The sequence below is a fragment of the Lachnoclostridium sp. An169 genome, assembly GCF_002160525.1.
Taxonomy (GTDB): Bacteria; Bacillota; Clostridia; order Lachnospirales; family Lachnospiraceae; genus Mediterraneibacter; species Mediterraneibacter cottocaccae.
Window position 1 is genome coordinate 206,902 of record NZ_NFKT01000001.1, and the last position, 20,269, is coordinate 227,170.

Below are 20,269 nucleotides of genomic sequence, written 5' to 3' on the forward strand. Positions count from 1 at the left end.
ATGAACCACGACCGTTATATCAGCCCGCTCTCCGAGCGCTATGCAAGCAAGGAGATGCAGTACATCTTTTCACAGGACAAGAAGTTCCGGACATGGAGGAGACTCTGGATCGCCCTGGCGGAGACGGAGCGGGAACTGGGACTCAATATTACCGAGGAGCAGATCGATGAGCTGAAAGCCCATGCAGACGATATCAACTATGAGGTGGCGAAGGAGCGGGAAAAGGTAGTGCGCCACGACGTTATGTCCCATGTCTATGCATACGGGGTGCAGTGCCCGAAGGCGAAAGGAATCATCCATCTGGGTGCGACTTCCTGCTATGTGGGAGACAATACGGATATTATCATCATGGCGGAGGCGCTCCGTCTGGTGAGAAAGAAACTGATCAATGTGATCGCGGAGCTGGCGGATTTCGCTGATACCTACAAGGCACAGCCGACGCTGGCATTTACCCACTTTCAGCCGGCGCAGCCTACCACGGTAGGAAAGAGGGCAACGCTCTGGATGCAGGAGTTTGAGATGGATCTGGAAGATCTGGACTATGTGCTGGGAAGCTTAAAGCTTCTGGGATCCAAGGGAACCACAGGGACGCAGGCAAGTTTCCTGGAGCTCTTTGACGGTGACCAGGAGAAGATTGACCGGATTGACCCCATGATCGCAGAGAAGATGGGATTCAAGGCATGCTATCCGGTGTCCGGACAGACCTATTCCCGGAAGGTGGATACGAGAGTGCTGAATGTCCTGGCGGGAATTGCAGCCAGCGCCCACAAGTTCTCCAACGATATCCGTCTTCTGCAGCACCTCAAGGAGATTGAGGAGCCTTTCGAGAAGACACAGATCGGCTCTTCTGCCATGGCATACAAGAGAAATCCGATGCGCAGTGAGAGAATCGCCTCCCTGTCCCGCTATGTGATGATCGATGCACTGAATCCGGCCATCACTTCGGCAACCCAGTGGTTTGAGAGAACCCTGGATGACTCGGCGAACAAGCGGCTCAGCGTGCCGGAGGGATTCCTGGCTGTGGACGGAATCCTTGACCTGTGCCTGAATGTGGTGGATGGGCTTGTTGTCTACCCGAAAGTGATCGAGAAGCATCTCATGGCAGAACTTCCGTTCATGGCGACGGAAAATATCATGATGGATGCGGTGAAGGCAGGCGGAGACCGTCAGGAACTCCACGAGAGAATCCGTGAGCTCTCCATGGAAGCCGGGAAAAATGTGAAAGAGAAAGGGCTTGACAATAATCTCCTGGAACTGATCGCAGCAGATCCGGCGTTCAACATGAGTCTGGAGGATCTGAAAAAGACGATGGAGCCTGCAAGATATGTGGGACGCGCAAAGGAGCAGGTGGAGATGTACCTCACCCGTGTGATCCGTCCTCTTCTTGAGGAGAACAGAGACGAGCTCGGCATGAAAGCCGAAATCAACGTATAATCGGGCTTTTGGAAGCCGGAAAACAGAATAACTGAAATGGCAAAGGAATGTTGCAGCGGCATTGTGACATTCCTTTTTCTCTGATACTTTATCCGGGTAAAGTACGGGAGCGGTTTCCCGGAGAAGAAATGTGGTGGAGAAGGGACTGAAAGGTATGGAATGGTGTGAGGAACTTTACAGCGGAACGGATATGGGCTCGCTTTTGAGGAGAATCGCAAGAACTGCGGCGGTTGCTCTTGTGCTCTGTCTGCTTTCTGTTGCCGTATGTGCGGAACCATTGGAAAAAGCGGAGGGGATAGCCGGAATAATTCTGCCGGGAAGCGGACGCATATGCGGGAATACAATTGCGGCAGACAGAGCTGTGGCTCTCAGTGATATTGCGGTTCCGGAACTCCCGGCAGAAGTTTCCGGTGATGTGCAGAATCAGAATATTGCAGCGGAAATTGCCGTGGATGTACCGGGAGAAGCAGAAAAGGACCTGAGCGGTGAAAAGGCGGCCGGGGCGCGGAATATTCCCGCGGCGGACCTCCCTGCAGGAGTTCCGGATGCTCCAGGGGCAGATCTTCCATCAGATATAACAGATCTCCCTGCGGCGGATCTCCCCGGGGCTGACATCCCCTCGGATGTGCCGGACGCGCCGGGAGCGGATCTCCCCTCGGATGTGCCGGATCTCCCCGGAACCGATATTCCTTCGGATGTGCCGGATGCACCCGGAACCGATATTCCTTCGGATGCGCCGGATGCGCCCGGAGCCGATATTCCTTCGGATGTGCCGGATGTCCCCGCATCCGACAGCGGAGAGAATGTGCTGCCTGATACACCGGTGGATACAGAGCCCGGCGGGGCGGGCACAGACCCGGAGCATGCCGGCGCCGTGAACGTGGGCGGATTCCTTGTCAGCGAATCCGGTATGATCTGTGGAATCGCGGATGTGGATACGGCAGTGGTGGACGGATATATGGAGCTGCCGTCGGAAGGATGCAGCGGAATTGCAAGAGGTGCTTTTGCCGGTGCGGCGGCAGAGATCTCGGAAGTCTATATCCCGGCGAACATTACTTATGCGGAAGAAGGCGCCTTCCTCGGAACAGACGCCATGCTCTGGTTCGAGACGGAGGCTTCCGGCGGTTCGCTTTTTGCTTCGGACGGAGTACTTTATGCGGACGACGGTGCCTGTCTGCTGGCATTTCCCGCCGGAAGAGTGGGATTCTTTCTTCTGCCGTCACATGTAGAACGCCTGGCAGATGACGCGTTTGCGGGAACGATGCTGGAGATGGTGGACGCCAGAAAGGGAAATGTCACCGATACGGGCAATCTTCCGGCAGATAAGATCATGCTTTGATATCTGTGTGTTTTGTTTATTGAACTATCCCGGGATATGCTTTATAATAGCAGATGAGCCGGGAGCACAAAAAGCGCGCTTTGCCGTCTGGAAAAGCTGTCTGGCTTCAGAAGGAGGGATGGGCTGTGAGAGAGAAGAACATGCTCCGGATTCTGGAGAAAAGCAGATATACAGTTGTCTTAAGCGGAATCGGGATGATGCAGGAGAGCGGATATCCGCTTTTGAGAGACGGAGAAGAATCCTACGATATCGAGGAAAAATACGGGTACTCTTTTGAGGAAATATTCAACAGCGGATTTTATTCCGCCAGAAAAGAACTCTTTTTCAAGTTCTATAAGGAAGTGATCCTGAAGGCTGCGGAGAATCCTCCGGGAGCCGGCTTTTATGATCTGAAGAAGCTTCAGGATTTCGGGCTGGTACAGTCGATTATCACCCGTCGGATCGCCGGGCTTGAAGACCGTGCGGGGTGCAGGAATGTCCTGAATCTGAAGGGGACGGTTTTTGACAATGTCTGCCCGTCCTGCGGCAGGCATTACTCTGTGGAATATGTGAAGAATGCCAGAGGGGTTCCTCTGTGTGAGAAGTGCCTTACCGCGCTGAGACCCCAGGTATGCCTTTTCGGAGAGATGATCGACAACAGCCTTATGACGAAAGCGGCGGAAGAGATTGCAAAGGCAGATGTACTGCTTGTTCTCGGAACAAACCTGAGCACTCCGCTGTGCTCACAGATGCTTCAGTACTATACGGGGACGAACCTGATCCTTGTGGAGGAGATGGAACACTATACGGATCAGCAGGCGGATATTGTGATCCGCAGCCGGTGCGATGATTTTCTGGAGCAGATAGCGGCGGAGTATGAAAGAGAAAATATGGACCAGATTGGAGAAAAGAAATGAACGGAAAAGTAAGAACCAGATTTGCACCCAGTCCTACGGGGAGGATGCATGTCGGAAACCTGCGGACGGCGCTGTACGCCTATCTGATTGCAAAGCATGAAGGTGGGGATTTTATCCTCCGTGTGGAGGACACGGACCAGGAGCGGTTCGTGGAAGGCGCCCTGGACATTATATACAGAACACTGGAAAAGACCGGGCTGATTCACGATGAAGGACCGGACCGGGACGGCGGATACGGACCCTATGTGCAGAGCGAGAGAAATGCGCAGGGGATCTATCTGAAATATGCGAAACAGCTGGTGGAACAGGGAGATGCCTACTACTGCTTCTGCGACAAGGAGCGTCTGGAGTCCCTGAAAACATCGGTATCCGATGACGGCACGGACATTGTGGTTTATGACAAGCACTGCCTGGGATTAAGCCGGGAGGAAGTGGAGGCGAATCTGGCGGCAGGAAAGCCGTGGGTGATCCGCCTGAACGTGCCAAATGAAGGAGAAACTACCTTCCACGATGAGATTTACGGAGATATCACTGTGCCGAACAATGAGCTGGATGATATGATCCTGATCAAGTCGGATGGATTTCCGACCTATAATTTTGCCAATGTGGTGGACGACCATCTCATGAAGATCACCCATGTGGTGCGGGGCAATGAATATCTTTCCTCTGCACCCAAGTATAACCGGCTTTACGAGGCATTCGGCTGGGAAGTCCCGGTATACGTTCACTGTCCGCTGATTACGGATGAGAACCACAAGAAACTGAGCAAACGCTGCGGTCACTCCTCCTATGAGGACCTGATCGATCAGGGCTTCGTCTCGGAAGCGGTGGTCAATTATGTGGCGCTGCTCGGGTGGTGTCCGTCGGACAACCGTGAGATTTTCTCGCTGGAGGAGCTTGTGGAGGCGTTCGATTACCGCCATATGAGCAAATCACCGGCAGTGTTTGACATTGTAAAGCTGAAGTGGATGAACGGAGAATATTTAAAGGCCATGGATTTCGAGAAATTCTATGAGATGGCAGAGCCTTACATCCGCCGCGTTGTGACAAAAGATTATGATCTCAGAAAGATTGCGGCGCTGGTGAAGACGAGAATTGAGATATTCCCGGATATCTGTGAGCAGATCGACTTTTTTGAGGAGCTCCCATCCTACGATACGGCGCTCTATAACCATAAGAAGATGAAGACGGATCCGCAGAAAGCGCTTGAGCTTTTAAGAGAGGTGCTTCCGGTTCTGGAGGAGCAGGAAGACTACAGCAACGATGCGCTCTTCGAGACGCTGAAAGCATTTGCAGGAGAAAAAGGATACAAGATCGGCTATGTGATGTGGCCTATCCGGACGGCGGTTTCCGGAAAGCAGAATACGCCGGGAGGAGCAACCGAGATCATGGAAGTGCTTCAGAAGGAGGAATCTCTCAGAAGAATCGGGCTTGGAATCCGAAAGCTTGAGGAGGAGCTCGGCTGAGCCGGGAAGGATTCGGTACAGAAAGGACATCATGGGTTTTAATCAGGCACAGAAAAAAGCGGTCATGCATGAAAAAGGCCCCTGTCTCGTACTGGCGGGACCGGGGTCCGGCAAGACCCTTACAATTGTAAACAGAATTAAATATCTGATCGAGAGATGTGCTGTGCGGCCGGAAGAAATTCTGGTCGTTACTTTTACCCGTTACGCGGCCGCGGAGATGAAAAACAGGCTTGCGTCACTGATGGGGAAGGGCAGCGCGCCGGTCACAATGGGGACATTTCACGGGATCTATTACGGAATCCTGAAGTGGGCGTACCGGATGGGACCGGAAAATATTCTCTCCGAGGAAGAAAAGTACCAGATTCTGCGGCAGGCGGCTGCCAGGCAGAAGATGGATGTCTTTGACGAGGAGGATTTTATCCAGGATATTGCCGCGGAGATCGGGAAGATCAAGAACAACCGTCTTGATCCGGAGGAATTTGTCTCTGCCAAGTGCAGCGCTGACGCCTTCCGGTCCATTTATGCGGATTATGAGAAGATGAGAAAGGGACTCCGCAAAATTGATTTTGATGACATGCTCGTGCTCTGCTGCGACCTGTTTCAGAAAAGGCCGGATGTGCTGGGACAGTGGCAGAAGAAGTTCCGCTATATACTGATCGATGAGTTCCAGGATATCAACCGGATCCAGTACGATGTGATCCGGATGCTGGCGCGCCCGGAGAACAATCTTTTCGTGGTGGGGGACGACGATCAGGCGATCTACGGATTCCGGGGGGCGGATTCCAGTCTGATGTTCCGCTTCCTTGAGGATTACCCGGACGCGGAGAGGATCCTTCTCGGGACAAACTACCGGTCTGCCGCCAATATCGTGAATAATTCCCTGCGGGTGATCCGGAACAACGAAAAACGCTTTGAGAAGGAACTGGAAGCGGCGCGGGATGCAGGTCCCTGCCTGCATGTGCAGGAAGTGAAGGATCCGGCGGAAGAAGCGGAGTATGTGGCGGACGAGATTGAGAAGATGGCCGGAGGCGGAAAGAACTGGGAGGACGCGGCGGTCCTTTTCCGCGTCCACACGGACGCCAGACCGGTGGTGGAGGAACTGGTCAGCCGGAAGATCCCCTTCCAGATGAAAGAGCACCTCCCCAATCTCTACGATCATTTTATAGCAAAGGATATTATGGCGTATTTTCATCTGGCAGCAGGATCGCGGAGCAGAGGCGATTTCCTTCGGATTATGAACCGTCCGAAGCGGTATATCGGCCGGGACAGCCTTTCCGGAGAAAATGTTTCCTTTGAGGATATCCGCAGGTTCTACTGCGACCGGGACTGGATGATGGACCGGGTGGACCAGTTCGAGTGGGATGTGAAGATGCTGTCCAGGATGGCGCCCTATGCGGCGATCCAGTATATCAGAAAACGGATCGGGTACGATGATTTCCTGAAGGATTATGCGCTGACGAACAAGGTGAAAAAGACGGATCTGACGGATGTTCTGGCGGAGATCGAGGAGGCGTCCCGTCCCATCAGGACGTTGGAAGAGTGGTTCACCCATGTACAGGAGTATACGGAAGCGCTGAAAGAGAAGGAGAGAAACCGCTCCGCGCAGCAGGAGGGAGTGCGTCTTATGACGATCCATGCCGCCAAGGGGCTTGAATTTGATACGGTGTTCATTATCGGTGCCAATGAGGGGAGTATTCCCTATAAGAAGGCGAAGACGGATGAGGAGACAGAGGAGGAGAGAAGGCTTTTCTACGTGGCGATGACCCGGGCAAAGAACACCCTGAAAGTCTGCTATGTAAAGACGAAAAACGGAAAGACCGTTCAGCCTTCCCGTTTCGTCGAAGAACTGCTGGAAGAGTAGAACCGTCAGTCAAGGCGGTTCAGATCGTCCAGGTCGTCCAGATCGATATCCCCGAAATCCTGGCTCTCCATCCATTCATTGAAAGCCTCGGAAGCCAGTTCGAACTCCTCGTCTTCCAGAATGTTCTCCAGTCCGGGCTCCTCATCTTCCCCATTGTCGATCAGGCGGTAGAGATAGATCTGGCCGTCGCCCTCATCGCCGTCTTCTCCCATGGGGAGGAGTGCGATATACTGACGCCCGCCTGCCTCGAATATGGTGAGAACGGAACATTCCAGTTCTCTGTCATCATCAAGAGTCAGTGTTACGGTGAGAGATTCATTTTCATTCATAAGTATTTTCTCCTTGAAAAATTCTGCCGCAGAAGCTGCGGCATATAATAGTTTTATACTGATGTTAGCAAAAAGAACAGAGAATTGCAAGCAGGTGTTTCTATTGACATTCCTCCGAAACCGGGTAGAATGTAGATGAAGGCTTCTTATAATCTTGAAAAATGAGGTAGATGGATGAAAAAGAGGATGACGGCTGCCGTGCTGCTGGCTGTACTGACAGCCTTTGGCGCGGCCGGATGCAAGCAGAATGTAGGTACGCCGGAGGACAATGCGGTGGTGGAACAACCGGAGGAAGGCGGGGAAAACGAGAAGACGCTGAGCGGGAAAGTTTTCGGATTCAGCTGTGCCGATCTCTCAAACCCCTTCTATGAGACACTGGAACAGTCAGTCCGCACGGCGCTGGAAGAGCAGGGGGGACGGCTCGTTGTGAAAGACCCGGACGGCAGTACGGAAACACAGATCTCACAGATCAGCCAGATGATTGAGGAGGGCATCTCCGCGCTTTTTTTGTGTCCGGTGGACGAAACGGGGATCACCCCGGCACTGGAAGCGCTGAAGGAGGCGGATGTCCCGGTGGTCAATGTGGACCGGGAGGTGTCGGATACCGGCCTGATCACCGCTTTTGTCGGCTCGGATAATTATAATGCGGGACATGTGTGCGGCGAGGATCTGACCGCGCAGAGGCCGGAAGGCGGAAGAATTGTGATTGTGGAAAATCCGGATATCAGTTCTTATAATGAGAGAATCACCGGGTTTGAAGAAGCCATAGCGGACGGCGGATTCGAGGTGGCCGGCCGGATCGAAGCGGGCGGCGGGCAGAATATCACGGGCAGCCTCACGCAGATGGTAAGCGCAGAACCGGAACCGGACGCTGTGATGTGCGCCAGTGACCAGATGGCGGAACAGGTTCTGGAAGTTCTGGAGGAGCTGGATTCGGATGATATTCTTGTCTACAGCGTGGACGGATCGCCTGTTACAAAGAGCGCCCTTGCCGATCCCGGAAGCCCCATGGAGGGGGTGGGCGCACAGTCCCCTATCAATATGGGAAAGACTGCAGTGAAAACCGCGGCGGCAGTGCTGGACGGCGGAGACTACGAGGAAGAGACTTATGTGGAGACGTTCTTTATCAATCGGGAAAATGTAGAGATGTATGGAACGGACGGCTGGCAGTAGGAAAGGAACGCAGATTATGAAAAAAACAATAGGACGCCCGCAGCCTTTCGGGGCTGTAGTTGAGAGAGACAGAGTGAATTTCGCCGTGCAGGTTCCGGCGGGAAAGACCTGCGAGCTTCTTGTGTACAGAAGAGGGGAGGAGACGCCCCGGTTCTGTTTTGACATGCCGGAGGAGGAAGGAATCGGCGAGGTGAGATTTCTGGCACTGGAGGAGATCGACGCCGCAGAGTATGAATATAATTTCCGTGTGGGCGGAAGAGTGTATGTAGATCCCTATGTAAAGGAACTGGCAGGCAGGGAAAAGTTCGGAGTGCCAAGAGATGTCCAGCAGCACCAGATCCGGGGGCGGATGGTGTCGGCGGAGTACGACTGGGAGGATGACCGGCCTTTGAAACTTCCCTGGAGCCAGGTGGTTGCGTACAGTCTGCATGTCCGCGGATTCACAAAGCACAGTTCCTCGAAGGCGGCGCACAAGGGAACTTACCTGGGGGTGATCGAGAAGATCCCTTACCTGAAGGATCTTGGAATTAACCAGATCCAGTGCATGCCGGTGTACGAATTTGAGGAGTGCGAAAAAGGAAAGATCAATTACTGGGGCTACGGAAGGGGATATTATTTTGCCCCGAAAGAGGCATATGCCGCAGGAAAAAGTGCGGTCCGTGAGCTGAAGGATATGGTGAAGGCATGCCACCGGGAGGGTATCGAGGTGGTCCTGGAGATGCCCTTTATGGAGGGGATCCCGGCACAGACGGCTCTGGAATGTCTGCGCTTTTATATGTTGGAGTACCATGTGGACGGTTTTGTGGTGAATCCCTACTGTGTGCCCTGGGAACTTCTCAGCCAGGATCCCCTTCTCAGAGGAACAAAGCTGATGAGAAAAGACGACGGCTTTCAGAATGTCATGCGCCGTTACCTCAAAGGCGATGAGAATATGGTGAACGATGTGATCTGGGCGCTGAAACACAATTCCGCCTCCGACGGAAAATGCAGCTATATTACCGCCCAGACCGGGTTTACCCTGTGGGATCTCGTCTCCTACGACGGAAAGCACAACGAGGCGAACGGGGAGGGCAACCTGGACGGACCGGACTATAATTTCAGCTGGAACTGCGGCGTGGAGGGACCGAGCAGGAAAAAGGCGGTGATGACGCTGCGCAGGAATCAGGTGAAGAATGCGTTCTTTCTGCTTCTTACAGCCCAGGGAACGCCGTGCATCCTGGCAGGGGATGAGTTTTACAACAGCCAGAACGGAAACAACAATGTATACTGCCAGGACAATGAAACCGGCTGGGTGAACTGGAGCCGGCTTAAGACGGATGACTCCCTGTTCCGGTTTGTGAAGAGTCTGATCGCTTTCCGCAAGGCGCATCCGTGTCTCCACCGGGACGAGGAGCTTAAGGGGCTGGACCGCACGGCATGCGGGATGCCTGACGTCTCCTATCACGGGGAGAGCGCCTGGCAGGTGCGCGCGGAGGTGTCCAGCAGACAGCTCGGTGTGCTTTACTCACGTTCGGGCGAAGGCGACGAGGAGTGCTTTGCGGCCTACAATATGCACTGGCTGCCCCACAGCTATGCGCTTCCCTCCCCGGGAAAAGAAAAACGGTGGTTCCTGGCGGCCTGCACGGCGGACGGATTTGCCGGGGAACCGAAGCTTCTGGAGGATCAGAAGAGCATGGAACTTCCGGAGAGAAGCGTCGTGCTTCTGGTCGGAAAAGAGGTAAAACAGGAAAAGAGAAGAAACACCCGGAAGACAGCGGCTCCGGAGACAGAAAAGAAGGCAGAAGGCAGGAGTGAAAATGAAGGCAGTACAGCATTTTCGAACGATCACGAAGCATAAATTCCTGGTGATGAAGGAGTGTTTCCGGGTAGGGCTGTATAAGCAGGGGCTGCTCCACGACCTGTCCAAATACAGCTGGACGGAATTCCGTGTGGGATGCCGGTATTACCAGGGAAACCGAAGCCCCAACAATGCGGAGCGGGAAGACCGGGGGTATTCTTGCGCATGGCTCCACCATAAGGGAAGGAACAAGCATCACTACGAATACTGGCTGGACTACAGCCTGGACGGAAGCGGGAAGATGGCCGGAATGAAGATGCCGGTGCGCTATGTGGTGGAGATGTTTCTGGACCGGATTGCTGCAAGCCGTGTATACAAAGGGGACGCTTACAGGAATACGGATCCGCTGGATTACTACAGGAACGGCCGGGCAGGGGAGCTGATGCATCCCGAGACGAGGGAGCTTCTGGAAAAGCTTCTGTACATGCTGGCGGAAGAAGGGGAAGAAAAGACATACCGGTATATCCGGAAGGAGATTCTGAAAAAGAGAAAGTGACAGGCGGTCCGGAGAACCGTGTGGTCAGAATACAGATATAGATATACCGCTGCGGTATCCGAAAGCAGGATGGCGCAGCGGTATACTTTTGCGTTTATGGGTGCAAGAGTGGTTCAGTCCGGATAGTTCAGCCGGAAATCCGGGATATCCGTCAGCACTTCGTCCAGATATTTGCGGGCGAGATATTTTGCCATGGGCAGATTCATGTCCAGATAGTTTCCGCAGTCTTTCGCGCGGGCTCCGGGAACCTCGCCCTCATAGGAAGCGATGAAGGCGAACATTTCCCGGAGAAGAGGTACAATGTCCGCAGATTCGTATTCTCCGATGAGAAGAAGATAAAATCCGGTCCGGCATCCCATGGGACCGAAATAGAGGATCCTGTCTTTCCATTCCCCGTGATTTCTCAGAAATGTGGCGCCCAGATGTTCGATGGTGTGCACCTCTGCGGTGTTCATGACCGGCTCATCGTTGGGGCTTGTCATACGGATGTCAAAGGTGGTGATTACGGTATCGCCCGCCATGTCTCTGCGGGATACGTACACGCCCGGGACGAGACGGATATGGTCTACTGTAAAACTTGTGATTTTTTCCATTTCCATTGTTATCAATTCCTTTCCTGGTCTGTAGTATGTCCGCATCTATTATAGACGCTTCCGGGGCGGATTGGCAAGCGCCGGAAGGATATTGACGGGAAAAAGGGAAGCGCTTATACTGGAGATCGGGTATGAAACGATCTGCCGGCAGCCGGAAAGACGGACGGCGGCAGAAGAAATATGCAGATACATAACAGATATACAGGAGGAGAAGAATATGATGCTATATGTTATCCGCCACGGAGAGACGGACTGGAACCGGGAACACCGGGTACAGGGACGCACGGATATTCCGCTCAATGACTACGGGCGCAGGCTTGCCCGGGAGACGGCTGAGGGAATGAGGGAGATTCCCATTGACCTGGGATTTACAAGTCCCCTTCTGCGGGCCCGGGAGACAGCGGAGATCATTCTGGAAGGAAGAGGCGTGGAACTGACCGCCGACGAGAGAATCCAGGAGATCTGCTTCGGGCGGTATGAGGGGATGTACTGCGGCGGGGAGCAGAAAGATCCGGAAAGTGAAGCGTTTAACCGGTTCTTCGGAGATACGGCAGCCTATGTGCCGCCGGAGGGGGCCGAGTCAGTAGAGGAGCTCTATGAAAGGACGGGAGACTTCCTGCGGGAGATCTGCAGCCGCCGGGATCTGGCAGAAAAGAATATTCTGATCTCCACCCACGGCGCCGCCATGACAGCGCTTCTGAACCGGATCCGGGGGAATCTCTCCGTGGCACATTTCTGGAAGGACGAGGTGCCGCCGAACTGTTCGGTGACAATGGTGGAAGTAAAAGACGGGAACATGACCGTGAAGCGGGAAGGCGTGATCTTTTACCGGGAAAAAGTACATCACTGGAAGACGGTCTGAAAAAAGTTCTTGAAGAATCGCATAGCGTATGATAGAATGAGGGCAGGTATTGACAAAAGGGGTAAGATTTTTGTTGACAATTTCCGGCAGGTGTAATACTATAGTAACAGACACGAACGTATGTTCGATGTATTAGAAGGAGAATGAAATTATGGCGAACAATAACGAAGAGAAGAAGAAAGCTCTCGATGCGGCGATAGCGAAGCTTGAAAAAGATTTTGGAAAGGGAACCGTGATGCGTCTGGGGGAATCCGGAGCACATGTGGCGGTTGAGACAGTGCCTACGGGATGTCTGAGCCTGGACCTTGCCCTGGGACTTGGCGGAGTCCCCAAGGGACGTGTGATCGAGGTGTACGGACCGGAGTCCAGCGGTAAGACGACGGTGGCCCTTCACATGATTGCAGAAGTACAGAAGAGAGGCGGCATTGCCGGATTTATCGATGCGGAGCATGCGCTGGATCCGGTGTATGCGAAGAACATCGGCGTCGATATTGACGAGCTGTATATCTCCCAGCCGGACAGCGGAGACCAGGCGCTGGAGATCGCGGAGACGATGGTGCGTTCCGGCGCGATCGATATTATTGTTATCGACTCTGTGGCGGCGCTGGTTCCGAGACAGGAGATCGAAGGGGACATGGGGGACAGCCATGTGGGCCTTCAGGCGAGACTGATGTCCCAGGCGCTGAGAAAGCTTACGCCTGTGATCAGCAAGTCCCACTGTGTTGTCATTTTCATCAACCAGCTCCGTGAGAAGGTGGGCGTGATGTTCGGAAATCCGGAGACGACGACCGGAGGCCGGGCGCTGAAGTTTTACGCTTCCGTGCGCATGGATGTCAGGAAGATCGAGACGCTCAAGCAGGGCGGCGAGATCGTCGGAAACCGCACCAGGATCAAGATTGTAAAGAATAAGATCGCCCCTCCGTTCAGAGAGGCGGAGTTTGACATCATGTTCGGCAAGGGAATTTCCCGGGAGGGAGATATCCTGGACCTTGCTGCGGGAATCGACATCGTGAAGAAGAGCGGCGCATGGTATGCCTATGAAGGTGAGAAGATCGGACAGGGAAGGGAGAACGCCAAGGCATATCTGACCACCCATCCGGAACTGATGGAGGAACTGGACAGAAAAGTGCGCGCTCATTACCATCTTGGAGAGACGGAGGAAGAGAGCGGCGCAGCACAGGAACCCGGTGCGGACCTGAAGCTTAAGCCGGAGAAGGCAGAATGAGAGTGACACGGACGGAGAACGTGACGAAGACAAAGTCCAGAATTTTCCTGGACGGGGAATTCGCTTTTGTCCTGTACCAGGGAGAGATGAAACGCTTCGGCATACGGGAGGGAGCGGACGTCCCGGAGGAGACGGTCCGGAAAATCAGAAATGAAGTGATATTCAAGCGGGCGAAGCTGCGCGCCATGCATCTGTTAAGCGACATGGACCGCACGGAGTCCGCTCTCCGGGAAAAACTGCGCCAGGGGCTTTACCCGCCGGATGCGGTGGATGCGGCAGTGGAGTACGTCCGCTCCTTCGGATATCTTGACGATGACCGTTTTGCTGAAAATTTCGTCAGGAGCAGGATCGGGACGAAGAGCAGAAAGGAGATCCTTGCCCTGCTGATGCAGAAGGGAGTGTCTGCCGAAAAGGCGCAGCTCGCCCTGGAAGCGTGCAGCGAGGAGGGCGGGGAGGAGGAGACCGTGAGAAGAATCCTGAAGAAAAAAGGCTTCGATCCGGGAACCTCAGACGAGACACAGATTCGCAGAATCTGCGGTTATCTGGCACGAAAAGGCTTTCGTTACGACACAGTCCGTCAAGTGATACAAAATTGTAGTGATGAAGCTTGACATTGTTGTGAAAACAGTATAAAATTTAACTGTTGTATTTAAGTAATATGTACAATGAAAATTGAATAAGGAGGTGCTCCTGTGCAAGTAAGTTTAGGCTTATGTATAGTAATTGCCGTGGCCCTCGCGTTGATAGCCGGCGTGATCACTCACCAGGTAACGGTTTCCAGTCTGAAGAAAAATGCCGAGAACAAGATTGGAAATGCCGAGACCAGAGCGAGAGAGATCATTGACGACGCCGTGAAGACAGCTGAGACGACGAAGAAAGAAGCTCTTCTTGAGGTCAAGGAAGAGTCCATCCGGACGAAGAATGATCTCGAAAAAGAGACCAAGGAGAGAAGAGCAGAACTGCAGCGCTACGAGAAGAGAGTGCTCGCAAAGGAAGAAGCTGTTGACAAACGGTCAGATGCGCTCGAACATCGGGAGACAAAGATCTCGTCGAAGGAAGAGCAGCTGCGCCAGCGTGAGAACAAGGTGGAAGAGCTGAATCAGAAACGTGTACAGGAACTGGAACGAATCTCAGGATTAACCTCCGAACAGGCAAAAGAATATCTGTTGAAAACTGTTGAAGAAGATGTCAAGCATGACACCGCGAAGATGGTCAGGGAGCTGGAGGCACAGGCCAAGGAAGAGGCAGACAAGAAAGCGAAAGAGTATGTTGTCAACGCCATTCAGAGATGTGCTGCTGACCATGTGGCAGAGACGACGATCTCTGTTGTTCAGCTCCCAAGCGATGAGATGAAAGGTCGGATTATCGGGCGGGAAGGAAGAAATATCCGTACCCTCGAGACGCTGACGGGCGTCGAGCTGATTATCGACGATACACCGGAAGCGGTGGTGCTCTCCGGCTTTGACCCGATCCGGCGCGAGGTTGCAAGGATTGCGCTGGAACGTCTGATCGTGGATGGAAGAATTCATCCGGCGAGAATTGAGGAAATGGTAGAGAAAGCGCAGAAGGAAGTTGACGCCATGATCCGCGAGGAAGGAGAGGCAGCTGCACTTGAAGTGGGTGTGCCGGGTATCCATCCGGAGCTGATCAAGCTTCTTGGCCGCATGAAGTTCAGAACGAGCTACGGCCAGAATGCGCTGAAACATTCGATAGAAGTTGCACAGCTTGCCGGTCTCCTGGCCGGTGAGATCGGGCTCGACGTCAGAGTCGCGAAACGTGCGGGACTGCTGCACGATATCGGAAAATCCATCGACCATGACGTGGAGGGATCACATATCCAGATCGGGGTGGATCTCTGCAGAAAGTACAAGGAGTCCCCGATCGTTATTAATGCTGTGGAAGCGCATCACGGCGATGTGGAACCGCAGTCGCTGATCGCTTGTGTGGTCCAGGCGGCAGATACGATTTCCGCTGCCAGACCGGGAGCGAGAAGAGAGACCATCGAAACATATACAAACAGATTGAAACAGTTAGAAGACATTACCAACCAGTTTAAAGGTGTGGAAAAATCTTTTGCCATCCAGGCGGGAAGAGAGATTCGTGTTATGGTAGTTCCAGAGCAGGTATCTGATGATGATATGGTGCTACTGGCCAGGAATATTGCCAAGCAGATTGAGTATGAGCTGGAATATCCGGGGCAGATCAAGGTAAATGTAATCCGTGAGTCACGGGCAACAGATTACGCAAAATAGCATCAGTCGCAGAAAAGGAAAGATATGGCCCTTGTCGAGAGACGAGGGCCTTTGCTATACCGGTTTGCAGTACCGGGAGCAGTATGAAAAGCAAATTGTACAGAAACAGTGTATAATCAGGAGGAGAGAGACATGAGCGAGCAGATCAAACGTCTGAAAAGAGAACTGAAATTTAAAGGATCGATCATTGATTTTTACCAGGATACCATGGAGATCAACGGGGATCACACGGTAATCTGGGATTTTATCAAACATAAAGGAGCGGCGGCGGTCGTCCCGGTTCTTGACGACGGCAGAATCCTTATGGTGCGGCAGTTCCGCAACGCCCTCGACCGGTACACGCTGGAGATCCCGGCAGGCGCTCTCGATGCAGAGGATGAGCCGGGCAGAGATTGCGCAGCCAGGGAACTGGAAGAGGAGACAGGATACAGGAGTGAGAATCTGGAATGGCTTATCACTCTGAGAACGACGGTGGCTTTCTGCAACGAGCGGATTGAAGTCTATGTCGCGAAGAATCTGATCCCCTCGAAGCAGCACCTGGATGAGGATGAATTTGTTGAACTGAAAGCGTATACGATTGATGAACTGAAGGAAAAGATCTATTCCGGAGAGATTGAGGATGCCAAGACGGTTTCCTCCCTCCTTGCGTATGATGTGAAATACAGGAATAAAGAATAAATAAGATACCCCGGCATATAATGAAATATCCCTGGGAGGAAGACGTCCCTGCGATACTGCTGACATGGAGGAAGTGGTGTGAAGATATTTCGTTCAAGAAAACAGCTCCTGGCTTTTTTTATGCCGGGGTTTTTAATTGGAATCATATATGTGAATTTTGTGGCGAAAAAATATGTGGCTGAGCCGGGAATTTTCAGTGATTATTTTCTTCAGCAGTTTCAGAATACGCGGATCGACGGAGGAGAATATATCTGGTATCTCATACGTCTGCGCCTTCTTCCGTTCCTGGCTCTCTTTGGTCTTTCCTGCACAAAGGCAAGGAAGATCAGCGCGGTCCTCTTTCTGATGTGGACTGGCATGTCCGGCGGAATCCTGATTTCCACGGCAGTGCTCAGTCTGGGAATCAAGGGAAGCATGCTTTGTATTGTGGGGATTTTTCCCCAGTTTATTTTTTACATACCGGCTTTTCTTGTACTGCTCTGGTACTGCTGCAGTTATCCCCAGACCCGGTGGAACCGGCAGAAGACCGTGTTCGTTGTTCTGATGCTCGCTCTGGGAATGATTCTGGAAATGTATGTAAATCCGGTTCTGGTCCGTGCGTTTCTCGCGGTAATGTGAAAAACCCGGGAAGACTGCCCCTGTTTAAGAGGCGGTCTTTCTGGGTTTTCTGCTTCTTCCGGCTGTAAAAAGGGTTATGAGCGAAAGCAAAGATACGAGCATCTGGCTTGCCAGAAGACCCCACAGGTATCCCTGGATCCCAAACCGGGGAATTGCCAGAAAGACACTGGCAATGCGGACCAGGAGCCCGGAAGTGCTGATCAGAAAAGTGAATCCTGTTTTCCCGAGACCGTTGATCGTGCTGCCGAGGGCTGCGTTCGTGTACAGGAAGGGGCAGATCCATGCCAGCGTAAGGATGAATTTCCCTGCCGTACTGCTGTGAAACAGGAGACTGCCGATCAGGTTTCCGGTCAGAAGGAAGAAGAGGCAGCAGGAAAGTCCGAGAATGAAGCAGCTCCCCGCGGCGCGGGATATAAGCAGAGCCAGATCTTTCTTTTTCCCGGAGGCCTGCGCTGTGGTGACGGCAGGCAGGAGCATGGTGCTCACGGAACTGGTAATGGCGGAGGGGAAAAGGATGCAGGGCAGTGCCATCCCGGTGAGAACACCGTATGTACTGAGTGATTCGGACGTGCTCATCCCGTAAAGTTTCAGGCAGGCGGGAATGGATGCGGCCTCCACGCTCTGCAGCAGCGTCACTGCTGTGCGGTTGGCTGTGAGCGGTGCAGAGAGCCGGATGAGTCCCGCCGCACTGCGGCAGAGCCGGATGGGACCGGGCCGTGGGGAAGGCCGGAAGTCACGGAAGAGCAGGCGGGAGGAGACGAAGGCTGAGATCAGCTCCCCTGCTACGATGCCCGCTGCGGCGAGCTGGATGGAAGGGATCCGTCCGTTTTCCCGGAGCAGGAAAAAAAGAAGAAGCACCGTGAGGATCCGTCCGGTCTGTTCTGCAAGCTGGGAGAGAGCGGGGATCCGTGTCCTCTGCATTCCGAAGCTGTAACCGCAGATACAGCTGTGGACGGCGGCACAGGGGAGCGCGTAGGTGATGATTACAAGGAGCGGGGCGCATCGGGCATCACCGAGAAAGGTCTCGGCAATAAATACCGTATTCTGCTGAACGATAAGTACTGCCAGAAAGGAGAGAGAGACGGTGAGGATCAGCGCTGCGTAAAGGGCAGATACTGCCTCTGTTTTCCTGCCCAGGGAGATCTTTTCCGCCACGGTGCGGGAAAGGGCTGTCTCAATCCCGGCGATGCCCACAGAGACGCACAGGGCATAGACGGGAAAGACAAGCTGGTAGAGCCCTACGTTTTCCTCGCCGAATGCGTGGCTTAGAAAAATACGGAAAAAGAACCCCATAAAACGGCTGGCAAGCCCGGCTCCGGTGAGAACCAGCGTGCCCCGGATCATCGTCTGTTTCAATGTCATAATTTTCAGGTGCCTCCGAAATAATTTCCGGTTTTTATAACATATTCCGGATTTTGCCTTGACAGAACGGTAAACGGGTGATATTCTACAAAAGGAAATCCTAGTAAAATACTAGGGAATACAATCCGGGAGGATGGAAAATGAAACTTTCTACGAAAGGGAGATATGGTTTGCGTGCGCTGATTGACCTTGCCCGGTACAGTGCCGGCGGACCTGTCTCGATTACGAGTATTTCCGAGAGGCAGGAGATTTCCGAGCGGTATCTGGAACAGCTGATGTCTCTTCTGAAAAAAGCGGGACTGGTAAAGAGTATCCGTGGAGCAGGAGGAGGATATGTGCTTGCAAAAGAGCCCGAACAGATTTCCGTGGGAGATGTGCTCCGCGCCCTGGAGGGCAGCCTGGATCCGGTGGACTGTGCAGGGCTTGACCCGGAGGGCGGCTGTGATATAGCAGACAGCTGTGTGACAAAATATGTCTGGAAGCGAATCAACGAGAGTATCAACCGTACTGTGGATGAGATCCGACTGGACCAGCTTGTGGAGGAGAGCAGAAAGCTGGGCTGCGACAGGAAAGACCTGGCACCGCAGGGGTGCAGGAACTGAAAAAAGAATATCCGGAAATACAGTGGACAATATAAATTTGGAGGGAACAATATGGAAAAACTGATATACCTTGACAATGCGGCGACGACAAAGACAGCTCCCGAAGTTGTGGAGGCGATGCTGCCGTATTTTACGGAACATTTCGGCAATCCTTCGTCTGTGTACGGATTTGCCGCGGCAAATAAAGAAGTGATTACAAAGCAGCGGGATATCATAGCAGGAGTGCTCGGGGCGAAGAACAATGAGATCTACTTTACCGCAGGGGGAACAGAGAGCGACAACTGGGCGCTGATTGCCACAGCGGAAGCATATGCGTCGAAAGGAAAGCATATCATCACCAGCAAAATTGAACACCACGCGGTTCTGCATACCTGTGAGTATCTGGAAAAGCGGGGATATGAGGTGACTTACCTGGATGTGGATGAGAACGGACTGGTGCGCCCGGAAGATGTGGAGGCGGCCATCCGTCCGGATACGATCCTCATCTCCATCATGTTTGCCAACAACGAGATCGGCTCCATACAGCCCATACAGGAGATCGGGAAAATCGCCCGTGCCCACGGAGTTCTCTTCCATACGGACGCGGTGCAGGCTTTCGCCCAGATCCCGATCAATGTGGACGAGTGCTGCATCGATATGCTGAGCGCAAGCGGACACAAGCTGAACGGTCCCAAGGGAATCGGCTTCCTCTATATCCGCAAAGGCGTGAAGATCCGCTCCTTTATCCATGGAGGCGCCCAGGAGAGAAAGCGCCGCGCCGGGACGGAGAATGTGCCGGGAATCGTGGGCCTCGGGAAAGCGGTGGAACTTGCGGCTGCGTCCATGGAAGAGAGGGCCGGGAAAGAGTCTGGGCTCAGGGATTACCTGATCGGCAGAATCGAGGCGGAGATCCCGTACTGCCGTTTAAACGGAGACCGGGAGAAGAGGCTTCCCAACAACGTCAACTTCAGTTTTCAGTTTATCGAGGGAGAGTCCCTGCTGATCATGCTTGATATGAAAGGAATCTGTGCATCAAGCGGGTCAGCCTGCACGTCCGGTTCCCTGGATCCGTCCCATGTACTTCTGGCGATCGGGCTGCCCCATGAGATTGCCCACGGTTCTCTGAGAATGACGCTGGGGGCGGACACGACGAAGGAAGACCTGGACTATACCGTGGACTGCTTAAAAGAAATCGTGGCACAGCTTCGCAGCATGTCGCCGCTTTACGAGGATTTTGTGAAGAAACAGGAAAAGAATAAGTAATCAG

Annotated in this window: 19 protein-coding genes; 16 read left to right on the plus strand and 3 right to left on the minus strand. The window is 53.3% G+C overall.

What is annotated here, in order from left to right:
* The 5 genes from purB to B5F07_RS00960 all read left to right on the plus strand — a co-directional run bounded on the left by purB (position 1) and on the right by B5F07_RS00960 (position 6,996).
* The gene (gene purB / locus B5F07_RS00940; RefSeq protein WP_087159400.1) at positions 1 to 1,434 is read left to right on the plus strand and encodes an adenylosuccinate lyase; all 1,434 of its coding nucleotides are present in this window, start codon (positions 1 to 3) and stop codon (positions 1,432 to 1,434) included.
* A gap of 133 nt (positions 1,435 to 1,567) precedes the next feature.
* Positions 1,568 to 2,773, plus strand: coding sequence for a hypothetical protein (locus B5F07_RS00945; protein ID WP_162613025.1), 1,206 nt, complete (start codon positions 1,568 to 1,570; stop codon positions 2,771 to 2,773).
* Between the two features lie 125 nt (positions 2,774 to 2,898).
* Positions 2,899 to 3,669, plus strand: coding sequence for an SIR2 family NAD-dependent protein deacylase (locus B5F07_RS00950; protein WP_087159402.1), 771 nt, complete (start codon positions 2,899 to 2,901; stop codon positions 3,667 to 3,669).
* Positions 3,666 to 5,135 (plus strand): glutamate--tRNA ligase, encoded by a 1,470-nt coding sequence (gene gltX, locus B5F07_RS00955; protein ID WP_087159403.1) that lies wholly within the window; start codon positions 3,666 to 3,668, stop codon positions 5,133 to 5,135. Before B5F07_RS00950 ends, gltX begins: the two co-directional genes overlap by 4 nt.
* Positions 5,136 to 5,166: 31 nt before the next feature.
* The gene (locus B5F07_RS00960; RefSeq protein ID WP_087159404.1) at positions 5,167 to 6,996 is read left to right on the plus strand and encodes an ATP-dependent helicase; all 1,830 of its coding nucleotides are present in this window, start codon (positions 5,167 to 5,169) and stop codon (positions 6,994 to 6,996) included.
* A gap of 5 nt (positions 6,997 to 7,001) precedes the next feature.
* Here the strand turns inward: B5F07_RS00960 and B5F07_RS00965 are convergent, their stop codons facing one another.
* Positions 7,002 to 7,325 (minus strand): DUF1292 domain-containing protein, encoded by a 324-nt coding sequence (locus B5F07_RS00965; protein ID WP_087159405.1) that lies wholly within the window; start codon positions 7,323 to 7,325, stop codon positions 7,002 to 7,004.
* A gap of 174 nt (positions 7,326 to 7,499) precedes the next feature.
* Here B5F07_RS00965 and B5F07_RS00970 point away from each other — a divergent pair, with 174 nt between their 5' ends.
* Genes B5F07_RS00970 through B5F07_RS00980 form a run of 3 tightly spaced genes read left to right on the plus strand, consistent with a single transcriptional unit; the run spans position 7,500 to position 10,831 of the window.
* Positions 7,500 to 8,498, plus strand: a complete 999-nt coding sequence (locus B5F07_RS00970; RefSeq protein ID WP_087159406.1) for a substrate-binding domain-containing protein — start codon at positions 7,500 to 7,502, stop codon at positions 8,496 to 8,498.
* Positions 8,499 to 8,514: 16 nt separating this feature from the next.
* Positions 8,515 to 10,335: an alpha-amylase family glycosyl hydrolase gene (locus tag B5F07_RS00975; RefSeq protein WP_087159407.1), complete on the plus strand. Its 1,821-nt coding sequence runs from the start codon at positions 8,515 to 8,517 to the stop codon at positions 10,333 to 10,335.
* Positions 10,295 to 10,831, plus strand: a complete 537-nt coding sequence (locus B5F07_RS00980) for a DUF5662 family protein (RefSeq protein ID WP_087159408.1) — start codon at positions 10,295 to 10,297, stop codon at positions 10,829 to 10,831. Before B5F07_RS00975 ends, B5F07_RS00980 begins: the two co-directional genes overlap by 41 nt.
* Before the next feature lie 113 nt (positions 10,832 to 10,944).
* Here the strand turns inward: B5F07_RS00980 and B5F07_RS00985 are convergent, their stop codons facing one another.
* On the minus strand, positions 10,945 to 11,424 hold the full coding sequence (locus B5F07_RS00985; RefSeq protein ID WP_087159534.1) for an S-ribosylhomocysteine lyase: 480 nt from the start codon (positions 11,422 to 11,424) through the stop codon (positions 10,945 to 10,947).
* 217 nt (positions 11,425 to 11,641) lie between these two features.
* On the opposite strand from B5F07_RS00985, the gene B5F07_RS00990 reads away from it, so the two are divergent.
* The 6 genes from B5F07_RS00990 to B5F07_RS01015 all read left to right on the plus strand — a co-directional run bounded on the left by B5F07_RS00990 (position 11,642) and on the right by B5F07_RS01015 (position 17,059).
* Entirely contained in the window at positions 11,642 to 12,286 is a 645-nt protein-coding gene (locus tag B5F07_RS00990) for a histidine phosphatase family protein (protein WP_087159535.1), read from the plus strand.
* A 151-nt stretch (positions 12,287 to 12,437) separates the two neighbouring features.
* On the plus strand, positions 12,438 to 13,511 hold the full coding sequence (recA, locus tag B5F07_RS00995) for a recombinase RecA (RefSeq protein WP_087159409.1): 1,074 nt from the start codon (positions 12,438 to 12,440) through the stop codon (positions 13,509 to 13,511).
* Complete coding sequence (locus B5F07_RS01000) at positions 13,508 to 14,122, plus strand: regulatory protein RecX (RefSeq protein ID WP_087159410.1); 615 nt, start codon at positions 13,508 to 13,510, stop codon at positions 14,120 to 14,122. Before recA ends, B5F07_RS01000 begins: the two co-directional genes overlap by 4 nt.
* An 81-nt stretch (positions 14,123 to 14,203) precedes the next feature.
* Positions 14,204 to 15,763 carry a ribonuclease Y gene (gene rny / locus B5F07_RS01005; protein WP_087159411.1) on the plus strand — a complete coding sequence of 520 codons (1,560 nt, stop codon included), beginning with the start codon at positions 14,204 to 14,206 and terminating at the stop codon, positions 15,761 to 15,763.
* A 132-nt stretch (positions 15,764 to 15,895) separates the two neighbouring features.
* A complete protein-coding gene (locus tag B5F07_RS01010; RefSeq protein WP_087159412.1) occupies positions 15,896 to 16,441 on the plus strand; it encodes an NUDIX hydrolase in 546 nt (181 codons plus the stop codon).
* Positions 16,442 to 16,519: 78 nt separating this feature from the next.
* Positions 16,520 to 17,059 (plus strand): hypothetical protein, encoded by a 540-nt coding sequence (locus tag B5F07_RS01015; RefSeq protein ID WP_087159413.1) that lies wholly within the window; start codon positions 16,520 to 16,522, stop codon positions 17,057 to 17,059.
* Between the two features lie 24 nt (positions 17,060 to 17,083).
* On the opposite strand, the gene B5F07_RS01020 is transcribed toward B5F07_RS01015, so the two are convergent.
* Positions 17,084 to 18,421, minus strand: a complete 1,338-nt coding sequence (locus B5F07_RS01020; protein WP_087159414.1) for a polysaccharide biosynthesis protein — start codon at positions 18,419 to 18,421, stop codon at positions 17,084 to 17,086.
* Positions 18,422 to 18,561: 140 nt separating this feature from the next.
* On the opposite strand from B5F07_RS01020, the gene B5F07_RS01025 reads away from it, so the two are divergent.
* Positions 18,562 to 19,023, plus strand: coding sequence for an RrF2 family transcriptional regulator (locus B5F07_RS01025; RefSeq protein WP_087159415.1), 462 nt, complete (start codon positions 18,562 to 18,564; stop codon positions 19,021 to 19,023).
* 51 nt (positions 19,024 to 19,074) lie between these two features.
* Positions 19,075 to 20,265: a cysteine desulfurase NifS gene (gene nifS / locus B5F07_RS01030; RefSeq protein WP_087159416.1), complete on the plus strand. Its 1,191-nt coding sequence runs from the start codon at positions 19,075 to 19,077 to the stop codon at positions 20,263 to 20,265.
* Positions 20,266 to 20,269: the final 4 nt, after the last annotated feature.